Source organism: Novosphingobium taihuense (assembly GCF_007830315.1).
GTDB classification, from domain to species: Bacteria; Pseudomonadota; Alphaproteobacteria; order Sphingomonadales; family Sphingomonadaceae; genus Novosphingobium; species Novosphingobium taihuense.
In genome coordinates this window covers 107838-132520 of record NZ_VLKJ01000008.1, presented here as the reverse complement: position 1 = coordinate 132520, position 24683 = coordinate 107838, and the positions used below count along the sequence as shown (strand labels likewise).

At 64.5% G+C, this 24683-nt stretch carries 24 protein-coding genes; 14 read left to right on the top strand and 10 right to left on the bottom strand.

Annotated features, from left to right (window positions below; translation table 11 throughout):
• Positions 1 to 21: 21 nt before the first annotated feature.
• On the top strand, positions 22 to 483 hold the full coding sequence (locus IQ25_RS15805; protein ID WP_144907241.1) for an Hsp20 family protein: 462 nt from the start codon (positions 22 to 24) through the stop codon (positions 481 to 483).
• Positions 484 to 533: 50 nt separating this feature from the next.
• On the opposite strand, the gene IQ25_RS15800 is transcribed toward IQ25_RS15805, so the two are convergent.
• From IQ25_RS15800 to tpiA, 4 genes are all read right to left on the bottom strand, one after another.
• A complete protein-coding gene (locus IQ25_RS15800) occupies positions 534 to 1223 on the bottom strand; it encodes a Crp/Fnr family transcriptional regulator (protein WP_144907240.1) in 690 nt (229 codons plus the stop codon).
• Positions 1224 to 1285: 62 nt separating this feature from the next.
• Positions 1286 to 2917, bottom strand: a complete 1632-nt coding sequence (locus IQ25_RS15795; RefSeq protein WP_144907239.1) for a CTP synthase — start codon at positions 2915 to 2917, stop codon at positions 1286 to 1288.
• 152 nt (positions 2918 to 3069) lie between these two features.
• Complete coding sequence (secG, locus tag IQ25_RS15790) at positions 3070 to 3480, bottom strand: preprotein translocase subunit SecG (RefSeq protein WP_407070603.1); 411 nt, start codon at positions 3478 to 3480, stop codon at positions 3070 to 3072.
• Between the two features lie 101 nt (positions 3481 to 3581).
• The gene (tpiA, locus tag IQ25_RS15785) at positions 3582 to 4352 is read right to left on the bottom strand and encodes a triose-phosphate isomerase (protein ID WP_144907238.1); all 771 of its coding nucleotides are present in this window, start codon (positions 4350 to 4352) and stop codon (positions 3582 to 3584) included.
• Between the two features lie 293 nt (positions 4353 to 4645).
• Between tpiA and IQ25_RS15780 the strand changes: the two genes are divergently transcribed.
• The 6 genes from IQ25_RS15780 (at position 4646) to trpC (ending at position 10828) form a co-directional block, all read left to right on the top strand.
• Positions 4646 to 6586, top strand: coding sequence for a peptidylprolyl isomerase (locus IQ25_RS15780; RefSeq protein ID WP_144907237.1), 1941 nt, complete (start codon positions 4646 to 4648; stop codon positions 6584 to 6586).
• A gap of 4 nt (positions 6587 to 6590) precedes the next feature.
• Positions 6591 to 8129 (top strand): anthranilate synthase component I family protein, encoded by a 1539-nt coding sequence (locus IQ25_RS15775; protein ID WP_144907236.1) that lies wholly within the window; start codon positions 6591 to 6593, stop codon positions 8127 to 8129.
• Entirely contained in the window at positions 8126 to 8392 is a 267-nt protein-coding gene (locus IQ25_RS15770; RefSeq protein WP_144907235.1) for a hypothetical protein, read from the top strand. Before IQ25_RS15775 ends, IQ25_RS15770 begins: the two co-directional genes overlap by 4 nt.
• A complete protein-coding gene (locus IQ25_RS15765; protein ID WP_144907234.1) occupies positions 8389 to 8976 on the top strand; it encodes an anthranilate synthase component II in 588 nt (195 codons plus the stop codon). Before IQ25_RS15770 ends, IQ25_RS15765 begins: the two co-directional genes overlap by 4 nt.
• Entirely contained in the window at positions 8973 to 9962 is a 990-nt protein-coding gene (gene trpD, locus IQ25_RS15760; protein WP_144907233.1) for an anthranilate phosphoribosyltransferase, read from the top strand. Before IQ25_RS15765 ends, trpD begins: the two co-directional genes overlap by 4 nt.
• Positions 9963 to 10039: 77 nt before the next feature.
• The gene (gene trpC / locus IQ25_RS15755; protein WP_144907232.1) at positions 10040 to 10828 is read left to right on the top strand and encodes an indole-3-glycerol phosphate synthase TrpC; all 789 of its coding nucleotides are present in this window, start codon (positions 10040 to 10042) and stop codon (positions 10826 to 10828) included.
• Between the two features lie 6 nt (positions 10829 to 10834).
• On the opposite strand, the gene IQ25_RS15750 is transcribed toward trpC, so the two are convergent.
• Positions 10835 to 11584 carry an NYN domain-containing protein gene (locus tag IQ25_RS15750; protein ID WP_144907231.1) on the bottom strand — a complete coding sequence of 250 codons (750 nt, stop codon included), beginning with the start codon at positions 11582 to 11584 and terminating at the stop codon, positions 10835 to 10837.
• A 236-nt stretch (positions 11585 to 11820) separates the two neighbouring features.
• Between IQ25_RS15750 and moaC the strand changes: the two genes are divergently transcribed.
• The 4 genes from moaC to IQ25_RS15730 all read left to right on the top strand — a co-directional run bounded on the left by moaC (position 11821) and on the right by IQ25_RS15730 (position 15193).
• Positions 11821 to 12294 (top strand): cyclic pyranopterin monophosphate synthase MoaC, encoded by a 474-nt coding sequence (gene moaC, locus IQ25_RS15745; protein WP_144907230.1) that lies wholly within the window; start codon positions 11821 to 11823, stop codon positions 12292 to 12294.
• A gap of 10 nt (positions 12295 to 12304) precedes the next feature.
• The gene (locus IQ25_RS15740) at positions 12305 to 13510 is read left to right on the top strand and encodes a molybdopterin molybdotransferase MoeA (protein WP_144907229.1); all 1206 of its coding nucleotides are present in this window, start codon (positions 12305 to 12307) and stop codon (positions 13508 to 13510) included.
• A gap of 57 nt (positions 13511 to 13567) precedes the next feature.
• The gene (gene lexA / locus IQ25_RS15735; protein ID WP_144907228.1) at positions 13568 to 14266 is read left to right on the top strand and encodes a transcriptional repressor LexA; all 699 of its coding nucleotides are present in this window, start codon (positions 13568 to 13570) and stop codon (positions 14264 to 14266) included.
• Between the two features lie 258 nt (positions 14267 to 14524).
• On the top strand, positions 14525 to 15193 hold the full coding sequence (locus tag IQ25_RS15730; protein ID WP_158637764.1) for an energy transducer TonB: 669 nt from the start codon (positions 14525 to 14527) through the stop codon (positions 15191 to 15193).
• Here the strand turns inward: IQ25_RS15730 and IQ25_RS15725 are convergent.
• Positions 15160 to 17478: a ComEC/Rec2 family competence protein gene (locus IQ25_RS15725; RefSeq protein WP_144907226.1), complete on the bottom strand. Its 2319-nt coding sequence runs from the start codon at positions 17476 to 17478 to the stop codon at positions 15160 to 15162. The genes IQ25_RS15730 and IQ25_RS15725 overlap by 34 nt on opposite strands.
• Positions 17479 to 17506: 28 nt before the next feature.
• Between IQ25_RS15725 and gltX the strand changes: the two genes are divergently transcribed.
• From gltX to IQ25_RS15710, 3 genes are all read left to right on the top strand, one after another.
• Positions 17507 to 18970, top strand: coding sequence for a glutamate--tRNA ligase (gltX, locus tag IQ25_RS15720; RefSeq protein WP_144907225.1), 1464 nt, complete (start codon positions 17507 to 17509; stop codon positions 18968 to 18970).
• A 46-nt stretch (positions 18971 to 19016) separates the two neighbouring features.
• Positions 19017 to 20303: a citrate synthase gene (locus tag IQ25_RS15715; RefSeq protein ID WP_144907224.1), complete on the top strand. Its 1287-nt coding sequence runs from the start codon at positions 19017 to 19019 to the stop codon at positions 20301 to 20303.
• Between the two features lie 145 nt (positions 20304 to 20448).
• Entirely contained in the window at positions 20449 to 20643 is a 195-nt protein-coding gene (locus IQ25_RS15710) for a hypothetical protein (RefSeq protein ID WP_144907223.1), read from the top strand.
• On the opposite strand, the gene IQ25_RS15705 is transcribed toward IQ25_RS15710, so the two are convergent.
• The 4 genes from IQ25_RS15705 to IQ25_RS15690 form a co-directional block, all read right to left on the bottom strand.
• A complete protein-coding gene (locus IQ25_RS15705; RefSeq protein ID WP_144907222.1) occupies positions 20640 to 22022 on the bottom strand; it encodes a sensor histidine kinase in 1383 nt (460 codons plus the stop codon). The two genes, IQ25_RS15710 and IQ25_RS15705, sit on opposite strands and share 4 nt — an antisense overlap.
• A 1-nt stretch (position 22023) precedes the next feature.
• Positions 22024 to 22992, bottom strand: coding sequence for a hypothetical protein (locus IQ25_RS15700; RefSeq protein ID WP_144907221.1), 969 nt, complete (start codon positions 22990 to 22992; stop codon positions 22024 to 22026).
• 9 nt (positions 22993 to 23001) lie between these two features.
• Positions 23002 to 24267, bottom strand: a complete 1266-nt coding sequence (locus IQ25_RS15695) for a glycosyltransferase family protein (protein WP_144907220.1) — start codon at positions 24265 to 24267, stop codon at positions 23002 to 23004.
• Between the two features lie 88 nt (positions 24268 to 24355).
• Positions 24356 to 24661 carry an Hpt domain-containing protein gene (locus tag IQ25_RS15690; protein WP_144907219.1) on the bottom strand — a complete coding sequence of 102 codons (306 nt, stop codon included), beginning with the start codon at positions 24659 to 24661 and terminating at the stop codon, positions 24356 to 24358.
• Positions 24662 to 24683 lie beyond the last annotated feature (22 nt).

Below are 24683 nucleotides of genomic sequence, written 5' to 3'. Positions count from 1 at the left end.
GCTCATCAAGAGGATATTGCCATGAACCGTTTCGACTTTACCCCCTATCGCCGCACCACCGTGGGCTTTGACCGCCTGTTCGACCTGCTCGAACGCCAGGCCCGCGCCAATGCTGGTGACAATTATCCCCCCTTCAACATCGAGCGCAGCGGTGAAGATGCCTATCGCATCACGCTGGCAGTCGCCGGATTCAAGGCCGAGGATATCGACATTACCGCCCAGCAGAACCTGCTCGTTGTAAAGGGCCAGCGGCCCGAACCGCAGGAGCGCGAGTATCTCCACGTCGGCATCGCCAACCGTGGGTTCGAGCGTCGCTTCGAGCTGGCCGACTTCGTCCGCGTCGAGGCTGCCGACCTTGCCGATGGCCTGCTGACCATCGACCTCGTCCGCGAAGTGCCTGAGGCGATGAAGCCGAAGAAGGTGCTGATCGGCGCGCAAAACCCGCTCAAGGTCATTGAGGGCGACAATACCGCCGCTGCCTGATCGGGTTTCTCAGAACGGAAGGGCGGGTCGCAAGGCCCGCCCTTTTTGCGTCACCAGGCTTCGGCGACGTCGACCAGAGCTTCACGGTCGAGGATCGTCACGCGCCCGCCTTTCAGGGCGACGATGCCATTATCAACCCAGGCCGAGAGCTGGCGGTTGATCTGTTCGCGCGACATGCCGGCGAAGTTGCCGAGCTCGCCCTGGCTGAGCGCGATCTTGAGCTGGTTTCCGGTATCGGAATTGTCGCCCATCATCAGGCGCAGGAGGAAGCGCGCGAGCCTTGGGCCGGAGGTGTAGGCGCGGTCGGCCTCGATCACGGCATTGTTCTGGCGGAGCCTGCGCGCCATGGCCTTGAGCAGGCGCAGCGAGAGACCCTTGTGCTTGTCGATGATTTCGGCAAACGCGCCGCGCGTGAGGACCAGCGCTTCCACGGGATCGATCGCCTCGACCGTGGCGGTGCGGTCGCCACCATCAAGAAAGGCGATCTCACCCAGCACGTGGCCGGGTTCGGCATAGTCGAGGATGATCTCGCGCCCGTTGGCGGCAACCATGCTGACCCGGGCGAGACCCTTGAGCACGATGAACAGCGACTTGCCTTCCTCGCCCTGGCTCATCAGCACTTGCCCGGACTTCCACGAACGGACCTGCCCGCGCGCGATGATGTCCGAAAGCTCGGCCCGTTCGCAATCGGCAAACAGGCTCTGCGCCGTCAGTGCTTCAGCCAGTGTGGCCGCGTCCATCGGAACTCCCCTCGATACCTGCCGCGCAAGTAATCAGGGAAACCCCTGCCTGACCAGCCCCTTTAAACGAGTCGCGCCTGTTTCACCGCTGCGGCGATAAAGCCGGCGAACAGCGGATGCGGTTCGAACGGTCGGCTCTTGAGTTCGGGATGGAACTGCACGCCGATGAACCACGGATGGTCGGGACGCTCCACGATTTCAGGAAGGAGGCCATCGGGCGACATGCCGGAGAACACCAGGCCGCCCTTTTCCAGGCGCTCCTTGTAGGCGACGTTCACTTCGTAACGATGCCGATGGCGCTCGCTGATTTCGGTCGCACCATAGACGTTGGCAACGTGGCTGTTGCCGGCAAGCTTCGCGTCATAAGCGCCAAGCCGCATCGTGCCGCCCAGGTCGCCGCCTTCGGAACGCTTTTCGAGGCCCTCTGCGGTCATCCACTCGGTGATGATGCCGACAACTGGCTCGTTGGTCGGGCCGAATTCGGTCGACGAGGCTTCGGGGATGCCGGCAGTGTTGCGGGCGCCTTCGATGCAGGCCATCTGCATGCCGAGGCAGATGCCGAAGAACGGCACCTTGCGTTCGCGGGCAAAGCGAACCGAAGCGATCTTGCCTTCGGTGCCACGCTCGCCAAAGCCGCCGGGCACGAGAATGCCATGCATCGGCTCGAGGTGGGCAGCGATCTCGGCGTCGTCCTTCTCGAACAACTCGGCGTCGAGCCACTTTATCCGCACCTTGACACGGTTGGCCATGCCGCCGTGGACCAGCGCTTCGTTCAGCGACTTGTAGGCATCCTGCAAGCCGACGTATTTGCCGACAACGCCGATGGTCACTTCGCCTTCGGGATTCTGATGTCGGTCGACGATATCGTCCCAGCGCGCGAGGTCCGGCTCTGGTGCTGTCAGGCCAAAGTGGCGCAGGACTTCGCTGTCGAGGCCTTCGGCGTGATACTGCAGCGGTACGGCATATATGCTCTGGGCATCGAGCGCGGGGATGACGGCAGACTTCCGCACGTTGCAGAACTGGGCGATCTTGGCGCGCTCGCCTTCAGGCAGCGGTTTTTCGCAGCGGCAAAGCAGGATGTCGGGCTGGATGCCAAGGCCGGTAAGTTCGCGCACGGAGTGCTGCGTCGGCTTGGTCTTCAGCTCGCCCGCTGCGGCAATGTAGGGCACCAGCGTGACATGGACGAAGCAGGTCTGCTCGCGGTCCAGTTCGTTGTGCATCTGGCGCAGGGCCTCGATGAACGGTAGGCCCTCGATGTCACCAACCGTGCCGCCAATTTCGCAGAGCACGAAGTCCAGATCGTCAGTCTCTGCCTGCGCGAAATCCTTGATCGCATCGGTGACGTGCGGGATCACCTGCACCGTCGCGCCGAGGTAATCGCCACGACGTTCCTTGGCGATGATGTCGCGATAGATGCGGCCCGAGGTGATGTTGTCGGCCTGGCGCGCAGAGACGCCGGTGAAGCGCTCGTAGTGGCCAAGATCGAGGTCAGTCTCGGCTCCGTCGTCGGTCACATAGACTTCGCCGTGCTGATAGGGGCTCATCGTCCCCGGATCGACGTTCAGATAGGGGTCGAACTTGCGGATTCGCACGCGAAATCCACGAGCCTGCAGGAGAGCCGCGAGGCTCGCTGCCATGAGTCCTTTGCCGAGCGAGGAGACCACGCCGCCGGTGATGAAAATGTACCGCGCCATGGGAGTCGGGCCTTAGCGTCAGAAGTTGCACGGTGGCAAGCAGTTACGGCTGCAATCTTTGCCGCAATCCACAGCCATGGATCAAACGCAAAACGAAGACCGCCCCGCGACCTCAAGGGAGCGGGTCGGCCGTTCGCATTGCGAGAAAGGATTTACTGCCCGGCAGCGCCCTTGAGCGGATCGGTTGCCGGAGCAGGAGCCTGCTGTCCGGCAGGCGCTGCCGCAGGTGCCTGAGCGGGCTGGCCACCTTGCGCCGGAGCCAGCGGATCTACCGCCGGGGCGTTCTGTACCGGAGCGGTCCGTTCAAGCGAGGTGTCGATAGTGCGGCTCGATGTCGTACCCACGGCGAGCGCTGCGAGAGCGACGCTGAGCACGACGAACGCAGTCGCCAGCGCCGTCGTCAGCCGAGTCATGAAGTCTGCGGCGCCGCGCGCGGACATGAAGCCGGCCGGGCTGCCGCCGACGCCGAGGCCACCGCCTTCGGACTTCTGGATGAGGATCAGCACGACAAGAAGCGCCGCAACGATCGCCTGGACCACGGTGAGGAAAATGAACAGCGACATGAATCTCTACCTTCAGCGCGAAGCCGCGCAGGAACTCCGGCCATGTAGGCGCGCATGCGCCTTGGCGCAACCCGCAGGATGGCAGTGACGACCTGAAGCGGTCAGGCTTCGCCCGAACCGGCTGCCGCCACGATCGGCAGGAAGGCCTCAGCGGTCAGGCTCGCGCCGCCGACGAGAGCACCGCTCACGCCTGGTGCCGCAAGCAGTTCCGCAGCGTTTCCAGCGTTGACCGAGCCACCATAGAGAATGCGGACCTTGGCACCGGCATCGCCATAGAGCGCCAGCAAGCGGGCCCGGATGGCAGCGTGCATCGCGATGACATCGGGCACTTCGGCCACGCGACCGGTGCCGATCGCCCAGACCGGTTCATAGGCCACGGCGACCTTGCCTGCAGCCACGGCTTCGTTTGCCGCTTCGCCTTCAGGCATCGAGCCATCGACCTGCCCGGACACGACCGCTTCTGCCTTCCCGGCATCGCGTTCGTCGAGCGTTTCGCCGACGCAGACGATGATGCCAAGGCCTGCGGCCAGTGCCGCTTCGGCCTTGGCCTTGACTACGGCATCGCCTTCGCCATGGTCCTTGCGGCGTTCGCTATGGCCGACGATCACGAAATCCGCGCCGGTATCGACCAGCATCGGTGCGGAGACATCACCGGTGTGGGCGCCCTTTGCCGCAACGTGGCAATCCTGTCCGCCAACACCCATCGCGCTCACTGCTTCGCGCAGGGCACCAATCAGGGTGAACGGCGGCGCGAGCGCAACCTGCACGTCCGGATAGCGTCCGGCAGCGCGGTCGATCGCGCGCGCCTCGGCCAGCATGGCGCGGCTCCCGTTCATCTTCCAGTTGCCCACGATGTAAGGACGATGCGGCATGTTCGGCCAGTTCCCCTGAGTATTCCCTGATGCACCGGAATTGCCTGATGCAATCGATATTTACGACACGACCGGTCAGCCGTGCCAGACATGAGTCGAGCCGCCGCTATCAAACCCGGGCCGATTCTGCAAAACACCTGATCGCATAACCCGGGAAACACCGAGGTGCGTTCGCACACATTCCGTCGGTGCGGCGCGACGCGACCATTGCGGGAAACGCGTTTGGCTCCTAAGGCACAGCAAAATCGACCCAGCGGGCGCCCAGCGCCCAGACAAGAGACGAACACCCGCAAATGCTCGGATTTTTCCGCTCGTTCCTGAAGTCCCGCATCGGCGTTGCCGTTGCACTTGTGTTTCTTGGCCTGATCGCGCTTGCTTTTGCCAGTGCCGACGTGACCGGTAGCGGCTTTGGCGGCGTAGCCGGTGGCGACCGCGCAGCCAAGGTCGGCTCGGCTCGTGTCGATACGTCCGAACTGGGCAAGGCGCTGACCAATGCCTTCGAGCAGGAGCGGCAGAAGCAACCCGGCATGACGATGAAGGACTTTCTGGCCGCAGGCGGCATGGAAACCGTCCTTACCGGCCTGACCGATCGCCTCGCCATGGCCGAGTGGGCGCGCAAGCACGGCGTGGTGGCAGGCGATCGGCTGATCGACAGCGAGATCGTCAAGATCCCTGCATTCCAGGGGCCTGACGGCAAGTTCAGCCAGTCGGCCTACGAACAGTTGCTCGCCCAGCGCGGACTTACCGACAAGCAGGTCCGCAAGGACATCGGCCAGGGCCTGATCGCGCGCCAGTTGCTGCTGCCTGCAGCGTTTGGCGCACAGATGGCTGACGAAGCGGTGCAGCGCTACGCCGCGCTTCTCACCGAAAAGCGGATCGGCACGATCGTTTCGGTGCCCTCGCTTGCCTTCGCGCCCGCATCGCCGCCCGACGCCGCGACGCTGACTGCGTACTACAACGCCAACAAGCGCCGCTACATGCAGCCCGAGCGCCGCACGATCCGCTATGCAATTGTCGACGAGGCCAGCCTGAAGACGGTTCCGGCCCCGACCGAGGCGGAGATCGCGCAGCGCTACAAGCTCAACACCGCAATCTATGCGCCTTCGGAGCAGCGCTCGGTGACCCAGGTCATCGTACCGACCGAAGCCGCTGCCAAGGCGCTTGCCAGCGAAGTCGGCGCCACGGGCTCGCTCGACAATGCCGCCCGTACGAAGGGCCTCGTCGCCAGCAAGCTGGCCGACCAGACCCGCGACACACTGACCAACCAGACTTCGCGCGCGGTTGCCGACGCGGCCTTTGCTGCTGCCTCGGGCACGCTGGCAGCACCAGCCAAGTCCGGCCTTGGCTGGCACGTGGTCAAAGTGGACGCGATCAAGCGCAATCCGGGCAAGACGCTCGATCAGGCCCGCCCCGAGATCGTCGCCGCAATCACGCTGGAAAAGCGCCGCGCCGCGCTTTCTGACCTTGCCGCTCAGGTCGAGCAGGAAATCGACAACGGCACCGGTCTTGCCGACATTGCCAAGACGCTGAACCTCACCATCGCGTCGACACCTGCCCTCACCGCCGATGGCAGCGTGTTCGGCAAGCAGGGCGAGAAGGCCTCGGCCGATATCGCGCCGCTGGTGCAGGCCGCGTTCGCGATGGAGCGCGAGGGCGAGGCTCAACTGGCCGAGATCAAGCCGGGCGAGAAGTTCGCCATCTATGACGTCGGCCAGCTGACGGCCGCAACGCCTGCCCCGCTCGACCTGATCAAGGGTGCTGTCGCCCGCGACTGGGCGGTGCAGCAGGGTTCGGCCAAGGCCAAGGCTGCCACTGACAAGATCCTCGCTGCGTTGAACAAGGGCACACCGCTGGCCGAGGCGATGAAGCTGGCTGGCGTTGCCCTGCCTGCGCCGCAGCCTGTCGATCTGCCGCGTCAGGCGCTGACCCAGATGCAGGGCAAGGTGCCTGCGCCGCTGGCACTGATGTTCGCGATGGCCAAGGGCAGCAACAAGCCGCTCGAAGGCCCGAACAATGGCGGCTGGTACGTTGTTTCGCTGAAGGAAATCGTGCTCGGCAAGGTCGAACGCAACGACGCGATCTTCAAGCAGGCCACAGCCTCGTTCGCGCAGGATGCAGGCGGAGAACTTGCCGACCAGCTGCGCATTGCCATCCGCAACGATGTCGGCGTCGAGCGTAACGAGGCCGGCATCAAGGCGGTGCGCGACCAGCTGACCGGCGCCAACGCGCAGTAAAGCGATGACCACCGTGCTAGCCGTACCTTCTACCAACCTGCCCGAAAACCATCAGGCAGCGCTCGCGCAGCTTGCCGCCGGACGCCCTGCGCTGATCTGGCGCAAGCTGATCGTCGATACCGAAACCCCGGTCGGCGCAGCGCTCAAGCTGATGGAATCAGGGCGCGGCGATTTCCTGCTCGAATCCGTGCAGGGCGGCGAAGTGCGCGGGCGCTACAGCCTGCTCGGCCTCGATCCCGATCTCGTGTTCCGCGCAACCGGGGACAAGGCCGAGATCAACCGCATCTGGCGGCACGATGCCGCTGCCTTCGCCCCGCTTCCCGGCAATGCCCTCGCCGAACTGCGCGCGCTGGTCGAGGCCTGTCGCATTGAAGTGCCTGCCGAGCTGCCATCCGCACTCGCATGCCTTGTTGGCTACTTCGGATACGAGACCATCGGTCTTGTCGAAAAGCTGCCGCGCGCAGCGCAGAGCGACCTCGTCCTGCCAGACATGCTGTTCACTCGGCCGACAGTGGTGCTGGTGTTCGACCGCCTTTCCGACGAACTGTTCGCCATCGCCCCGGTCTGGGCCGAGGGTGGGGAGCCTGAGCGCCTGATCGAGGTTGCCGCCGAACGCATCGACAGCGCCTTGCGCAAGCTGGCCGATCCGGTGCCTGCCGAGGAGCGCCTTGCCGAAACCGTGGACGTCACGCCGCAGCCGGTGATGACCGCCTTGAACTATGCGCGCATGGTTGGCCGCGCGAAGGACTACATCGAGGCGGGCGACATCTTCCAGGTCGTGCTCGCCCAGCGCTTCACCGCGCCCTTCCCGCTGCCGCCCATCGCGCTCTACCGCGCTCTGCGCCGCATCAACCCCTCGCCGTTTCTCTATTTCCTCGACATGCCAGGCTTCGCGCTGACCGGATCGAGCCCGGAGATCCTCGTCCGCATCCGCGATGGCGAAGTGACGATCCGCCCGATTGCAGGCACCCGACCACGCGGCAAGACTCCGGAAGAAGACCGCGCCAACGAACTCAGCCTGCTCGACGATCCCAAGGAACGCGCCGAACACCTGATGCTGCTCGACCTCGGCCGCAACGATGTGGGCCGCGTGGCCAAGGCGGGTACGGTCAAGGTCACCGAGAGCTACACCGTCGAGCGCTACAGCCACGTGATGCACATCGTCTCGAACGTGGTCGGCCAACTGGATACTAACCGTGCCGACAGCGTCGACGCCCTGTTCGCAGGCTTCCCCGCAGGCACTGTCAGCGGCGCGCCTAAGGTCCGCGCCTGCGAGATCATCGCCGAACTCGAACCCGAAACGCGCGGAGCCTATGCCGGTGGCGTCGGCTACTTCGCCCCCGACGGCTCGGTCGACAGCTGCATCGTCCTGCGCACCGGCGTGGTCAAGGACGGCGTCCTCCATGCACAGGCAGGCGCGGGGATCGTGGCAGACAGCAACCCCGAATACGAACAACGCGAGTGCGAACTGAAGTCAGGCGCGCTCTTTGCGGCGGCGCGCGAGGCGGTGCGGGTGGCGAGTGAGCCGGGATATGGGCAGTGAGTACTGGTTTGCCGCTCGAAATGGCAGTCATACAGCATGTCGTTTTCTACAAGCGTGACGAACTCACCACTGACCTCATTTGCTGTGAAATCCTAATGGCTTCTGGGCAAACGCTCTGGTTCCATGAAGAAATGCCGAACTGGAACGACGTCGTCGCGCAAATCGAATTGTTGGAAGGCTTTCCGCAGGATTGGCGCTCGCATGTCATCCAGCCTCCCTTCGCAGAATGCCGCTTCATGGCTTACGAAAAGCGCGCCCAATGATCCTCGTCATCGACAACTACGACAGCTTCACCTGGAACCTCGTCCACTACCTGATGGAAATGGGTGCCGAGGTTGAAGTCGTGCGCAATGATGCGCTCACCGCCGAACAGGCGATCAGGACCGGGGCGCAGGGGTTTCTGCTTTCGCCCGGTCCCTGCACGCCTAACGAAGCGGGGGTGAGCCTCGATCTGGTCGGCGCGGCGGCGGATGCGAAGGTGCCGTTGCTCGGCGTGTGCCTTGGCCACCAGTCGATCGGGCAGTATTTCGGCGGCAAGGTCGTGCGCGGTGGGTTGATGCATGGGAAGACCTCGCCGGTCACGCATGATGGCACCGGCGTATTCGAGGGTCTGCCCTCGCCGTTCATCGCCACGCGCTATCACTCTCTGATCGTCACCGACATTCCCGATTGCCTCGCAGTCAACGCGCAGTCGGACGACACCCACGTCATGGGCTTCCGCCACACCTCGCTGCCGATCCACGGCGTGCAGTTCCACCCGGAAAGCATCGCCACCGAGCACGGGCACGCGATGGTCGCAAACTTCCTCAAGCTCTGCGGCATCAAGACCAATCCGCTTCCGGCATGAGCCTGCCTGACGTCACCCATCCGCTGGAGGAAGCCGAAGCAGAAGCGGCATTCGCGGCAATCCTCGACGGCACCGTCTCGGACGAGGCCGTCGGGCAGTTCCTCGTCGCGCTGTCCGAGCGAGGTGAGACCGCGAGCGAGATCGCAGGCGCAGCGCGGGCGATGCGTGCCCGCATGATCCCGGTCAGCGCGCCTAACAACGCCATCGACGTCTGCGGCACCGGCGGAGACGGGCACCACACACTCAACGTCTCGACCGCGGTCAGCCTCGTCGTGGCCGCCTGTGGCGTCCCTGTTGCAAAGCACGGCAATCGCGCGGCGAGTTCGAAGGCAGGCGCGGCCGATACGCTGGAAGCGCTCGGGCTGAACCTCGACCGCGCGGTGGAAACTGCCGAAGAGACGCTGAACGATCTCGGCATCTGCTTCCTCTTTGCCGCGCGCCATCACCCGTCGATGGGGCGCATCATGCCGATCCGGAAGGCCTTGGGCCGCCGCACGATTTTCAATCTGATGGGTCCGCTGGCCAATCCGGCTGGCGTGCGCCGCCAGCTCGTCGGCATCGCGCGCCCCGCCTATGTTCCGATCTACGCTGAAGCGATCCGCCGCCTTGGCACCGATCACAGCATGGTCATCTCGGGCGACGAGGGACTTGACGAACTGAGCCTTGCCGGCGGCAACGAGCTGGCCGAAGTGCGCGGGGGGGAAGTCCTGATGCGCCGGATCTCTCCTGCCGATGTCGGTCTGCCACAAGCCCCGGTCGACGCCATTCGTGGCGGTGACGCGGCCTTCAATGCCGCAGCGCTGCGGGCCTTGCTGCAAGGCGCAGAAGGACCCTACCGCGATGCCGTCCTGTTCAACGCCGCCGCTGCGCTGATCGTCGCGGGCGAGGCGGGCGACTGGCACGAGGGCATTGAGGAAGCCGCCGAAGCGCTCGACAAGGGCCTCGCCAATGCTTTGCTGAACTGCTGGATCGCGGCGCTGAAGTAGGCTTCCTGCGCCAATGCGGGCATGTCAAAGGACATACTTGCCCCAACAGGTCCAACCTCGCTAAGGCACGCCCCGCCATGACCGACAAGCTCACCGAGATCTGCGACACCAAGCGCATAGAAGTCGCTGCCCGCAAGGCCGCTGTGACCATCAGCGAACTCGCCGCGCGCGCCGCCGGGCAGAGCGCCCCGCGCGGGTTCGAGGCGGCGCTGCGAGCCAAGGCGAAGACCGGCTATGCCCTGATCGCCGAGATCAAGAAGGCTAGCCCCTCAAAGGGCCTGATCCGTGCCGATTTCGCACCCGCAGACCACGCTCGCGCCTATCAGGCCGGGGGCGCGGCATGCCTTTCGGTGCTGACCGACGCGCCCTATTTTCAGGGTCATGAGGACTTTCTGATCGAAGCCCGCGCGGCCTGCACCCTGCCGGTGATCCGCAAGGACTTCATGGTCGATCCGTGGCAGTGCCTCGAGGCGCGCGCCATCGGGGCCGATGCCATCCTGATCATCGCCGCCTGCCTTTCGGACAGCCAGATGGCCGAGATCGAAGCCGCCGCCCGCGAACAGGGCATGGACGCGCTGGTCGAAGTCCACAACGAAGAGGAAATGGAGCGCGCAAGCCGCCTGAAGTCACGCCTTATCGGGGTGAACAACCGCGACCTGAAGCGCTTCGTCACCGATCTCGGCACCACGGAACGCCTCGCCCCGCTGGCTCCCGAAGGCACGCTGCTGGTCGCCGAAAGCGGGATCAATACGCACACGGACCTGCTCCGTTTGGAGCACTGCGGTGCACGCACGTTCCTTGTGGGTGAGGCGCTGATGCGCCAGGCGGACGTGGAGGCTGCGACGCGGGCGTTGCTCATCGGCTGACGGACGTCAGGCCGCGCCCCTGTCGCGCGCCACGATACGGACGCTACGTCGCCCCTTTTCGTCCTTGCTCGTCTCGAAGCCTTCGAGCCCGCTGAACACTTGAGCCCAGATTTTGGCGCCATTGTCTATGGCGCGAATCCCGCGCTTTCCGAGCGCGCAGCCAAGGGCCTGCAAGCTCGTCCAACCGCTCTTGTCGGCAAGCCGTGCAACCTCCTGCATGATGACCGGCAGGTTCAGTGTTTGCCTTGCGGTTGTGGATGCGGCCGTAGGCAGTTCCGTCTTCGACGAAAGTTCGGGATTCGTCGGTTGTGCTTTGGGCGGATACGACACTTCGAAAAACTTGGCGCATGATTGACGATACTTGCTGCCAGTCGAGGCTTTTCCAAAGCCGTAGGCATCAATCCCCTCGGCTTTCAGGAATGTCGTCAGCGCGACAAAGTCACGGTCGCTCGATACGATGCACAAGGCATCGCACCTGCCTCGAAGGGCAAGCTGCATCGCCTCGACGACAAGTGCGACGTCCGCGGCATTCTTGCCCGATTTCGCGGCGGTGACCTGCTTGGCCTCAATCACATTGCGCCGGAGAAACTCGACCCAAGGCTTGGCAACCGGATTGCTGAAATCACCAAATGCGTATTGGATCACCGGTCGACCCAGCTTGAACACCTGGGGCAAGACCTGTCGCATGCATTCAGGAGACATGTTCTCCGCATCGACAAGTAGTGCGATACGGCGTGGAGCGTCGCTTGCAGTCATGACCCGGACTATCGCGCTCCAAGACTAACGATTTCCCAACATACAGCCAAAATGGACCGTTTCGCTGTCCTACACCGCCTGTTTGTGCCACGGTCTGCGCATGAGCAGTCTTAGCCTCCTGCTCCTTGAAATCAGCGCTTTTCCAAGCCATTGCCGCACCCGAAAAGGGGCCTTACGGTTTTCTCTCAGGACAGTGTAAACCCCGTAAACCCCTGTTCAGATTTCAGAGGATGAAGATGAACGACCTGACGCATATCGATTCGGCCGGTACCGCGCGAATGGTCGATGTCGGTGGCAAGGCCGATACACATCGCGTCGCCATCGCCCGCGGTTTCATCCGGATGTGCGGTGCCACGCTCGAAGCGATCCGCACCGGCAATGCGCCCAAAGGAGACGTGCTCGGCCCTGCCCGCATCGCCGGGATCATGGCGGCCAAGAAGACCGGCGATCTCATACCGCTGTGCCATCCCCTCGCGCTCGATGCGGTGAACGTAGACTTCGCGCTGATCGAGGGCGGCATCGAATGCACTGCATCGGCCTCGCTTACCGGGCGAACCGGGGTGGAAATGGAAGCGCTGACCGCCGTCAGCCTCGCCCTGCTGACGATCTACGACATGGCCAAGGCGCTCGACAAGGGCATGGTCATCGAAGCGGTAAGGCTGATCGAGAAACGCGGGGGCAAGTCTGGCACCTGGCGTGCGGACGAATGAGCACAAGCACATGAAGACTCCGCCCCTCCCCCTCGCCGAAGCGCAGACGCGCTTGCTTGCACTCGCGCCATCGCTGGCGGTGGAGCACAGGGCCGTCATCGAATGCCTTGGCCACTATCTCGCCAGCCCGATCATCGCGCGGCGTACACAGCCTGCCGCGCCAGTCTCGGCGATGGATGGCTATGCCTTGCGCAGTGCCGAGCTTCCGGGGCCATGGCGCGTGATCGGGGAGAGTGCTGCGGGGCATCCGTTTGGCGGTGTGGTGGGCTCGGGCGAAGCCGTGCGGATCAGCACCGGCGCAGTCGTGCCGGAAGGTGCAGACATGGTGCTGCTGCAGGAAGATACCGAGCGCGAAGGCGAAATACTCAGGCTCACAGGTGAGCCGCCCGCCCCGCCCATTCGCCATGTCCGCCCGGCAGGCATGGACTTTGCCGAGCAGGCCGTACTGATCGAGAAGGGGCTGCGCATCGGCCCGGCGCAGATCGCGCTCGCCATCGCCGGGGGTCATGCCCACCTGCCGGTTCGCCGCAGCCTGCGCCTGACCGTGATCGACAGCGGCGACGAACTGGTCGCGCCGGGGTGCCTGCCCGCTCTGCACCAATTGCCTGCGAGCAACGGCCCGATGCTCTGTGCGATGGCGGCGGGGCTGCCTGTCGACATCTGCCACGCAGGTCCGGTAGCCGACAATCTCGATGCCTTGGCCGGGGCATTCGACACCGCTGCCGAGGCTGATGTGATCGTCACCAGTGGCGGGGCGTCGGTCGGGGATCACGATCTTGTGCGTCCGGCGCTTGAGGCGGTGGGCGCATCGATCGATTTCTGGCGCGTGGGTATCAAGCCCGGAAAGCCCCTGCTGGTGGCGACACGGGGGTCGCAGATGATTCTCGGCCTGCCCGGCAATCCCGCCTCGGCCTTTGTCACCGCGTTCCTGTTCATGTTGCCGCTGCTGCGCGCTGGGCTAGGCGCGCGCGATCCTCTGCCGCGCGCAATCCACTCGCGGCTGGCAACACCAATGTCTGCTGGGGGAAGCCGCATGGAGTTCTTGCGGGCGCGGTGGGACGGAGCAAGCGTCAGCCTCGACGCGCTGCAGGATTCGGGCGCACTTTCGCCGCTCTCGCGCGCCAATGCGCTGGTCGTGCGCGAGGCGGGAGCGCCACCGAAAGCCGCAGGAACGGATGTTCCGGTTTACCTGCTCGAAAATGGCGGAATTGCTTGACGAGTCGTATTTGGTTGCTTATCCGTTCCGCATTCGTTCACCTGCGGAGAACCGCCAATGTTGACGCGCAAGCAGCATGAACTGCTCTCATTCATCCAGGTCCGTCTGGAGGAATCCGGCATTTCCCCCTCGTTCGAGGAAATGAAGGAGGCGCTCGATCTCAAGTCCAAGTCCGGCGTCCATCGCCTGATCTCGGCGCTTGAGGAACGCGGCTTCATCCGCCGACTGCCCAATCGCGCTCGCGCGCTCGAAGTTATCCGCCAGCCTGACAGTGCGGTGAGCAAGCCTGCCCCGGCGCGCGAACCGGCAGCAGCAAGCGCGGTCGTCACGCCGCTGCGCCATGCGGCAAAGGTCGCCCCTGCACCGGCGAACGACGTGATCGAACTGCCCCTTCACGGGAAGATCGCTGCGGGTGTGCCGATCGAAGCCTTGGAAACCACCGCCACACTGCCCGTCCCCGCCGCACTGCTTGGCGCAGGTGAGCACTATGCGCTCGAGGTTTCGGGGGACTCGATGGTCGAGGCCGGAATCTTCGATGGTGACTATGCGCTGGTCCGCAAGACCGACATCGCGCGCGACGGCGAGATTGTCGTGGCGTTGGTGCGGGGTGAGGAAGCGACGCTGAAGTATCTGCACCGGGAAAAGGGCATGATCCGGCTCGATCCGGCCAATTCGGCCTATGACCCGCAGTTCTATCGGCCTGACGAAGTGGCCGTACAGGGCAAGCTGGCAGGGCTGCTGCGGCGTTATCACTGAGTGAGGTGGGTTTGCCGCAATAGCGCGGCAGGCTGCTGATTTCGAAATCGAAAAGCCGTTCACAGGTCACCCTGTGAGCGGCTTTTTCTCGTCCTGAAAATCCGCTATGCCAAATATCAATCGTTTTGGTTGAGATTCTTCTGGCACGCACCTCGTTCCGGGTGTAGTTTCCATTGTTACCGAATGCCCCACACGGGGCGCCCCTTCCGGGACGGCCTGCCATCAGATGGGGCGTCGGCAACGGAAGAGGTGTTGCCAATGGCATATGCAGTTGAAAATACGAGACGCCGGCAGACGCAGACCTTCATCGCGGTGGGCCTGCTCCACGGGGTGGCGATCTGGGCCATCGCATCGGGCTTTGCGAGCGGCGTGGTCCATGTCCTGAAGGACCGGTTCGTTGCACAGCAGTGGAAGGATGAGGAGGTCAAGGTGACGCCAATCGCGCCACCCCCGGATATCAAGCCTGCTATCAAGCCCGAGACCCGCCCGCTGGTGGCGCCCAAACCCGACATCTCGCTAGGCCCGGTAGATCCCGGAGTCGGCATTCTTCCGACCGACATTACACCGATTGCACCTGCCGACTTCGGACCACTCACGCCGCCCGAAGTGAAACCCTCGCCCTCGGCCAGCTTTGCGACGCGTTCGGCGGCGCCAAAGGGCTCGCCGGGATCGTGGGTATCGGACCGCGACTATCCCAGCGCCGCAATCCGCGAGGAGCGCGAAGGACTGACGCGGTTCCGCCTGTCCATTGGGGCTGACGGCAGGGTCACGAACTGCGAGATCACCGGATCGAGCGGTTCGGCAGATCTTGATGCGGCAACCTGCGCCAAGGTCAGCGCGCGCGCCCGCTTCATCCCCGCCCTTGGCGGCGATGGCATGCCGACAACCGGCAGCTATAGCGGTTCGGTACGCTGGGTCCTGCCGTAAGGTGATGAGCCGAGGCCTGTCGATCGATCGACGACAGGCCTCGGTGCTTGGGAAGCAGACGTTGCTGGCTGCTCGTTCTGGCGGAGACGTGGCGTGGGCCAACGGTACCAGCCTTGATGTCCTTGCGTTTCGGCCACGGTGCGAATGTGGCCACTGGAAAGGTTGATCGACAGGCCGCCAGTCGATGCAAGGTAAGTCCGGTCGGCCTTGAGCATCCTTGGTCGGCAGGAGAACGGCAGGCGGCGGTCGGCGATGACGATGTCAGCGCGTTCACAGGCTGCGGAAAGGGCCATGTCGTCGATGTAGTTGCGGCTGCGCGCGATCAGGACGGTGAAGCGCCGTCCGCTTCGCTGCAATCGGGCCACGCAAAAGTCGTCGTTGCATGTTGCTCTGCGCCATGCGTCAAGCGGGCGCAACTCGCCTTCCATACCCGCAAGCTCGAGCAGGTTGTCGCGCATGTAGTCGCCGCGCCCCATGCGCAGGACGATAAGGTTGTCGCCTTCGCCAGTAATGCCGACGTGGTGGCCATCGCCGGTCACGAGAATGTCCGGCGTCGGCGTCAGGACCATGGCTGTGAGGGCGCAACTCACCGGAACCAGGCCCCACAATCTGACGCGTCCCGTCCACAACGCAAGCCAGAGCATGCCGGAAACGAAGAGCACAAAGCTCCAGGGCGCAACCGGTGGAAGCATGGTGACGGCGCCAGGTTGCCCTGCAACGAAGTGCGCGAGCGCCAAAAGCAGGTCCAGCGATTGGCCGACAAGCCACCAAACCGGCGCGCCAGCGCCCGCAAGATCGAGCAGCAAGGCAATGCCGATCAGAGGCATGGTGACGAAGGTGGTCAGTGGGATGGCGATGACGTTGGCGAGTGAACCGTAGACGCCCGCACGGTGGAAGTGGAACAGGCCAATCGGCATCAGGGCAAGTTCGATCACCAAGCCTGTGACCAGCAAGAGGGTCAGGCTGCGCGCCATGCGCACAAGCGGGCCGTGATGTTCACCGGTCAGGAAGGCCTTCACTGGTGCGCTCGAGTGGAAGGCAATGATCGCGATCACGGCGGCAAAGCTCATCTGGAAGCTGGGGCCAAGGACAGCCTCGGGCCAGAACAACATCACGACGAGGCCACCGACTGCGACCATCCGCAATGACAGCGGATCGCGGCCGAGCGCCAGTGCGGCAAGGACCAGCATCGCCCCGATGCAGGAACGGATCGTCGGTACCTCTGCTCCGGTCAGCAGGGTGTAGGCGAGGCCCGCAAGCGCACCGGTCAGGGCGGCTGCAAGCGGCACGCGGATGCGCAGGGCGATCCATGGGAATAGCGCCAGCAGGCGAGCGACGATCCAGTAGACGGCGCCGACGAGAGCGCTGACGTGAAGGCCGCTGATCGACAGCAGGTGCGTCAGGCCTGCATCGCGCATTGCGTCTTCGTCGGCCTCGGCAATGGCGCCGCGATCGCCGCTTGCGAAGGCTGCGGCAATTGTCCCGGCCGATCCGCCGAGGCGGGCCCGAACGTGATCGGCAAGACTCTTCTGCAGCCCTCGCAGCGTTGCGCCACGATGCGAGGGGACGAGGACGCGAACCTCGCCGATCACGCTGCCGGTGGCGGCCAGTCCATCGAACCAAGCAGCGCGGGCAAAATCATAGGCTCCGGGAAGCATCGGCGCGGCGGGAGGCATGAGGCGTGCCCGCATGCGGACCTGCGCGCCCTCGACCAGACCTTGCGCGTCCTTGTCATATGGCAGGTTGACGCGGACCCGGACCGGGCCGGGGAAATCCGCCATTTGCGTCTGGAGGACGATCCGCGCGCGGGCCTTGGCGGGTTCTTCGCGCCGCTCGACCACCTCGCCCTGAAGCATGACGACCCGAGGAGCAGCGATACCCGGTTGTCCGACCAGCGTAGAGCGCGTCCATATCGTCGCCAATCCGGCCGCGATCATGATCGCCAGCCCGATGACGGCGAGCCGCAAGTGCGGATGGCGCACTGCGTCGATGGCGAGGAATGCCAGGATTGCCATCGCAGAGCAGACCAGCAGGGCTGTAATCCATAGCTCAGCGACGGGCAGATTGACCCACAGGACGATGCCTGCTGCGAAGGCGACCACCAACCAGAGCCCGCGCTCAAATGGACGGGCATCGAGGAATGCATCGGCCCCGTCCGCTCCCCTCTCAAGCATGCTGGACAATCGCGCGCGGATGTCCCAATGCCGCGCGCGTCGGCCCGGTAAATCGACCGGATCGGCGGCGGGATCGCCCGCCGCTGGCCCAACTGTCGCCGGAGACGCCATGGATTTCAAAGGAAGGATAGCGCGGCCAATGGCAAGCGCCACTGACACCGTTTCTGCAGGATCGACCGCCGCCAAGGGCGTCGTTACCCGCTTTGCCCCCTCGCCCACCGGTTTCCTGCACATCGGCGGCGCCCGCACCGCGTTGTTCAACTGGCTTTATGCGCGCCATAATGGCGGCAAGTACCTGCTGCGCATCGAGGATACCGACCGCGCGCGGTCAACCGATGCGGCGATCGAGGCGATCTTCGACGGGCTCAACTGGCTGGGCCTTGGCGGTGACGAGGAGCCGGTGTTCCAGTTCGCCCGCTCGGCACGCCATGCCGAAGTTGCACACAAGCTGCTCGATTCCGGCCACGCATATCGCTGCTACCTGACGCAGGAAGAACTGGCTGCGCGCCGCGAGAAGGCCCAGGCCGAACGTCGCCCGTTCCGTATCGACAGCGAATGGCGCGATGCAACGCCCGACCAATGGCCTGCGGATCAGTCCTATGTCGTGCGGATGAAGTCTCCGCGCGAGGGCGAGACGACGATTCCGGACCGTGTGCAGGGTTCGATCACCGTCCAGAACAGCGAACTCGACGATTTCATCGTCCTGCGCTCTGACGGAACGCCGACCTATATGCTCGCGGTGGTGGTCGACGATCACGACATGGGCGTGACACACGTCATCCGTGGTGACGACCACATCAACAATGCCTTCCGCCAACTGGTCATCGTGCGTGCGATGGATTCGGTCGAGGGCGGCTGGCCCGACCCGATCTATGCGCACATTCCCCTGATCCACGGAGCAGACGGAGCGAAGCTGTCAAAGCGTCACGGCGCGCTCGGCGTCGATGCCTACCGCGACGAGATGGGCCTGCTGCCGGAAGCGGTGTTCAACTACCTGCTCCGGCTCGGCTGGGGTCATGGGGATGAAGAGATCATCAGCCGAGATCAGGCGGTCGAGTGGTTTGACATCGGCGATGTCAACAAGGGCGCCTCGCGCTTCGACATCAAGAAGCTGTTGAACCTCAACGGGCATTATATCCGCGAGGCTGACGATGCGCGGCTTGCGGGGCTTGTCGCACCAAAGCTCGCCACGCTGGAGTCTGGATTCTCGGCTGATGCAGGGCTTGATCTGCTGACCCGCGCCATGCCGGTGCTCAAGGTGCGCGCTGCGGACCTGAACGAACTGGCGGCCGGCGCGGTGTTCCTGTTTGCGCAACGTCCCCTGCCGATGGCCGAGAAAGCCGCCGCGCTGCTGACCGACGATGCGCGTGGAATTCTGGCCCGGGTGGCGACCCTGCTCGAGGCCGAAAACGGCTGGACAACCGAGAATCTGGAGGCCACGGTGAAACAAATGGCCGAGGAGCTTGGGATAGGCTTGGGCAAAATTGCCCAACCGTTGCGCGCGAGCCTGACGGGACAGACTACCTCGCCGGGAATTTTCGACGTATTGGCACTGCTCGGCAAGGACGAGTCGCTGGCGCGTATTCGCGACCAGGCGGCCTGATCCGGGGCAGGCATCTGTAAACAGACAAGAACAGGAGGGCTTAGGCGTGAGCGAAAACCAGGCTTCTTTGACCGCTGGCGGCAACAGCGTGGACATGCCGATCAAGAGCGGCACCATCGGTCCGGACGTGATCGACATCCGCAAGCTCTATGGCCAGACGGGCATGTTTACCTATGACCCGGGCTTCACCTCGACGGCGAGCTGCGACAGCGCGATCACCTACATCGACGGTGACGAAGGCGTGCTGCTGCACCGCGGTTATCCGATCGGCCAGCTGGCCGAACATTCCTCGTTCATGGAAGTGAGCTACCTGCTGCTTAACGGCGAACTGCCGAGCAGCCAGGAACTGGCGGACTTCAGCCGCACGATCACCCGCCACACGATGCTGCACGAGCAGCTCGCCACGTTCTATCGCGGGTTCCGTCGCGATGCGCACCCGATGGCGATCATGTGCGGCGTCGTCGGCGCGCTCTCGGCGTTCTACCATGACAGCACCGACATTGCCGATCCGACGCACCGCAAGATCAGCTCGCACCGCCTGATCGCCAAGATGCCGACGATCGCTGCGATGGCCTACAAGTATTCGGTCGGCCAGCCCTTCGTCTATCCCGACAACAAGCTGTCCTACACCGGCAACTTCCTGAAGATGACCTTCGGCGTCCCGGCCGAGGAATATGAAGTGATCCCCGCCGTCGAAAAGGCGATGGACCGCATCTTCATCCTTCATGCCGACCACGAGCAGAACGCCTCGACCTCGACGGTGCGTCTGGCAGGCTCTTCGGGCGCGAACCCGTTTGCTTGCATCGCCGCCGGCATTGCCTGCCTGTGGGGTCCTGCGCATGGCGGTGCGAACGAAGCCGCGCTCAACATGCTGAAGGAAATCGGCACACCCGATCGCATCCAGCACTACATCGATCGCGCCAAGGACAAGAACGATCCGTTCCGCCTGATGGGCTTCGGTCATCGCGTCTACAAGAACTACGACCCGCGCGCGACCGTGATGCAGTCAACCGTGCGCGAAGTGTTCGCCGCGCTCAACGTGCAGGACCCGCTGTTCGAAACCGCGCTGCGCCTTGAAGAGATCGCGCTGAGCGATCCCTACTTCGCGGAGAAGAAGCTGTTCCCGAACGTGGACTTCTACTCGGGCATCATCCTCTCGGCGATCGGCTTCCCGACCACCATGTTCACCGTTCTGTTCGCTCTTGCCCGCACCGTGGGCTGGGTCGCGCAGTGGAACGAAATGATCAGCGATCCAGGCCAGAAGATCGGGCGTCCGCGCCAGCTCTACACCGGCCCGACGGCACGCGATTACGTGCCGCTGAGCGATCGCTGATAGATGATTGGCGCGGCCGCCTGCAGTTATGCCGGTTTCTCAAGAGAAACCGTATGGCCGCGCCAGCTCTACACCGGCCCGACGGCGCGCGATTACGTGCCGCTGAGCGATCGCTGATAGATCAGCCAGACAAGGAGCGGCGGCGATGACGACAATTCTCAGGATTTTCGGCATCGCCGCCCTGCTCATGGGCGGCCTCTGGGTCGGCCAGGGCCTCGGGCTGATAATGTGGCCTTCGTCGAGCTTCATGCTCGCGCAGACGCAGTGGGCCTATATCGGTGCAGGGTTGATGCTGATCGGCGTACTTGCCCTGTGGCGCGCCGGAAAACGCGGGCGCTAACCCGTAGCGCTGGCCTGTGCGGCATTGTCCGCAGGCAATGACAACACGAAGCGGGCTCCGCCTGCAGCTCCGTTGCCGACGACAAGTTCACCACCCATCGCCCGCGCCAGCCTGCGCGAGATGTAGAGGCCGAGGCCGCTTCCGCCATCGCCGCTGCGGCCAAGGCGCTCGAACTTTTCGAACACCTTCTCCGCCTGTTCGGGCGCAATCCCGTCACCTTCGTCGCTGACCGAGATCCATGCGAGAGCGCCGTCGACGCCGCAATCGACGCTGACCGTGGTGTCGCTGCGGGTGTAGCGGATCGCATTGCCTATCAGGTTTAGCAGGACTTGCAGCACGCGGCGGAACTCGCCGATAGCAGGCACTTGCTCATCAGCCGAGGGTAGCGCCAAGGTGATGCCACGCTCGTGCGCGCGCACGCCGAGGATGCCGGCCGCGCGCCTTGCGCAATCGGCAAGGTCGATGTGGTCCGGTTCGGGCGCGAAGCCATCGGCCTCTACCGTCTCAAGATCCGCAAGGTCTTCAACCAGCGAGGCGAGATGGCGCCCCGCTTCGGCGATGTCCCCGGCGTAGGCGACGTATTGTTCCGAAAGCGGCCCCGCAAGCCGGGTGCGGATCGTCTCGGCATTGGCGATGATGCGGTTGATCGGCTGGCGCAGCGCTGGAGCCAGCTTGCGACCGAGCAGGCCTTTCCAGTCCGGCACCGTCCTGTCAGCGGCAGGGACCGTTTCAGCTTGTGCAGGGGAAGCCGTCGGAAGAACCGTCTCGGCAACGAGAAGCAGTTCGAAGCCACCGCTGCGCAACGGCAGGACGCTGGCCTTCCAGTCACGCACAGAGCCATGAACCCTGAGCCGTGCCCCATCGAGAAGCCGCCAGTGCAATGGCTGCCTATGGGCGCTGCCTTCAATCTCGACAAGATCGGTCCAGTAGCGGCCGAAGCCTTGGCGCAATGCGTTGGCGAACTCCCCGAGATCGGCTGCTTCGACCATGCCTGAAACGACGCGCTGTTCGGCATCGAGAACGACGTGGGCCTCGGCCAGCTGGCGCAGCAGCGCCTGATCTGTTCCCGCGCCATCCTGCCCGGCCCATGCCTCGGCGGACACGCGCCATTCGGTGATCTCGATCCGCGTGCCCTCCCCCTCGGGCGTGGCACGGGCACGGAAGGACAGGGGCTGCTCTGAGTCGGCAATCGTGAGCTTGCCAGACAGCGGTAGGCGCGCCGTGCGCGAACGACGCACGAGGGCCAGGAGGCTGGGCATGGCCAGCGCGCCGGGAAACGCCCCGCCAAGCCGAACCTGCAGCGCGGCAAGCGCCTCGTCCGCCTCGACAAGACGGTCCGAGCCATCGCAACGGGCAAGAATCGGCCCCGCGGCCGTCATGTCAGTGCGCCTGCCCGCCAAGCGAGTGCGCGAGCAGCGCAGCGGCGCGGTCGGGCTCGAGGCGCTCGAGCCCATCAGGCAGGGCGACTTCGGGATGGAGCGCAACAAAAGCGGCGATAATGGCGTCGCGACCGGCCCCCGACGCCGAAAGCGACAACGCAAGGCGCGCAAGCTGGCTCTCGGTCGTGCACATGATGGCCGTCTCGCGCGACAGTCCTGCACCGAAGCTCAGCGCCGAAAGGAACAGCGCTACGCCCGCGTTCTCGATCTGGAGCACGCGGGAGAGGTCTGCGGAAAGAAGGCCGGTCAGATGTTCGAGCAGTTCGAGCCGCGAAACCGAGGTCGAGCGGGCCTTGCGCAATGCCACTTCGGCACTGCCTGCCGCTGCCGTCCCCGACGGATCCTCGGCAATGTAGGACTGCATGGTCATCAGCGAAAGATGGTGCAGATCGCCCGGCAGTTCTGCCAGCGGAATCTGCATCCGCCGCAAGGACTGACCGAAGCGTGCCTGCGCCGCCAGCAGGTTCATGCCGCGCGCGGCCACGTCGGGATCAGGCGAGGCGATAAGGTCCTGCACCAGCGGCGTCAGCACGGGATCGAGCCCGAGCCTGCCTTGAAGTTTTTCGGTCAATTGCCATTCGACGGCGAGCATGTGCAGGTGATTGAGCAGCGCCTGATTGCCCGAGAGCATCGCGGCAAGGCCCGGCCCGGCCTCGCGCGCCCAGCTCGCGGCGTCATCGTGCCCGGCAGCCTCGCCCAGCGCCTGGACGAGTTGGCGGGCGATGTCGGCGAGCATGCCGCGCACGCGCGCGATCACCTCGTCGCTGAAGATCGAACTGTCATCGTTCTGGAGGAGGTGCCTGAGGATCGGGCCCATGTGAATGAGCGCCTGATCCGCGTGGGTCAGGTCGTCGCGCAGGAGTGCCTCGATCTCTGCGGGATCGCGGTCGATGGATGCGGTCAATGCCATGCGACGCTCTTAAGGCCGACTGGTTAACTGCGGGTTAGGCGAACTGGCCGGGCGGTCGCTTGCGGCGAACTGCAAAGCCAGCAGGCATGAACCGAAAAGGGCCAGAACCGACAGGCCGATCGAGACATCGAACGGCAGCAATGCGCTGTAGAGGGCGAGCGTGAGACCCAGCACCGCACGGTCGGAAAGCCAGCCACTGGCGATTCTGGCAGGCAGCGCCAGACTGACCAACCGCGCTCCGCCGACGAGCAGCACGGGCGCGAAGAAATTCAGACCGAACGGCACGGCAACAGAAGCCGGCAATTCGCTGCGCCAGCCTGCCAGAGTGATCAGCCCCAGATCGACCAGCAGATGAAAGATTCCAATGCTTCGCCGGGCGATGCCCGAAGCCAGAAGCGAATCGCGTTCGACCTGCCCGAGCAGGCTGGCAACTCGCTCGACCAGCCACGCAAGGCCGAGAAGAACGAAGCCGACGGCATAGTTGCCGAGCCAGCCAAGGCCCCCTCCGAGCAGGCCGACGATCCCGGCAGCAAGGCCCACCAGAGCCGGGCGCGTGCCCGCGTGAAGCAGCGCCGGTCCGAAGCGCCGGACCACGGCCATGGCCAGCAGTTCGCCGGGCGAACCAGCCCCCGCGCCATCGGCGGAAAGATCGGTGTGAAGCCGCAGCCATTGCCGCTCGGCAACGTGGGCTTCTTCTTCGGAACGCACGATGTTCCAGCGACCATCGTCAAGCAGGGCTGAAGGAATCCCCCGCTGCGCAACGCGGCCTTGCACGGCAAGTCGCAGCAGCGCGGACTGGGCGTTCCACTCGGGCGGCAAGTCAGCAAGACCAGCGGCGATCCGGCCCGGGAAGCGCATTGCGGCGGCAAAGGCGTTGTTGATGTCGATCCGCTCGAATCCGAGTGGCAGGCCGGTTTCGACCGGAAGCGTCAGAACGACGGGTCCTGCCTCGATCAGCTCGTGCATGGCCTCGGGCATCGCGAGCAGGCCATCGCCCAGCACGATCACGTCGTCCTCGGGCGGCAGTAGCGGGACAAGCGCCCTCGCCGTTGCCACGACATGGAACTGCGCGCCGCCCGCTTCGGCGACGTGCTGGAGCGCGACGAGTTCGGCGCTGATGCCCTCAGCCATGACCACGATGCGCTTGGCACCAAGGGAAAGCGCAAGGCCGATCTGATGGCGCAGCAGCGAGCGTCCGCCGATCGGCAGATATCCGCGCAAGCCTCCCGGCTCGGCACCGGCGGCTTCGATCAACGATAGAACTGCGACCCGCAAGAATTGGCCTCCTGACGCGCCATGGTAGGGATTGGGGGCCGCGCTGCCAAGGCGGGCAAGCAACTTGTCAGGCGTTAAAGGACCCCCGTCAGGGTTCGACGGCGAGATCGTCGAGCATCTGGCGAAGACGGCGAAGGACAGCAGGATCACCAGGAACGGTATCGAGCGCTTCCTCGGCAAGGCCGAGCAGGCCATCAGCATGGAAGCTGGCAGCGAGGCCCTTCAGCCGCATCGCCGCAACATGCCAGTTGCCATCACAGCGCGATCGGCCCAGCAGATCGACCTGCCGTTCGGCACTTTCGATGAAAGCTGCCCGCAATTCTCGCACGAGATCGGGATCGTGCCCGGCGGCAGCGGCGAGGTTTGCATCGAGGGAGGCGCCTTCGTAGGCCATGCGAAAGGGCTACGGGTCAAAT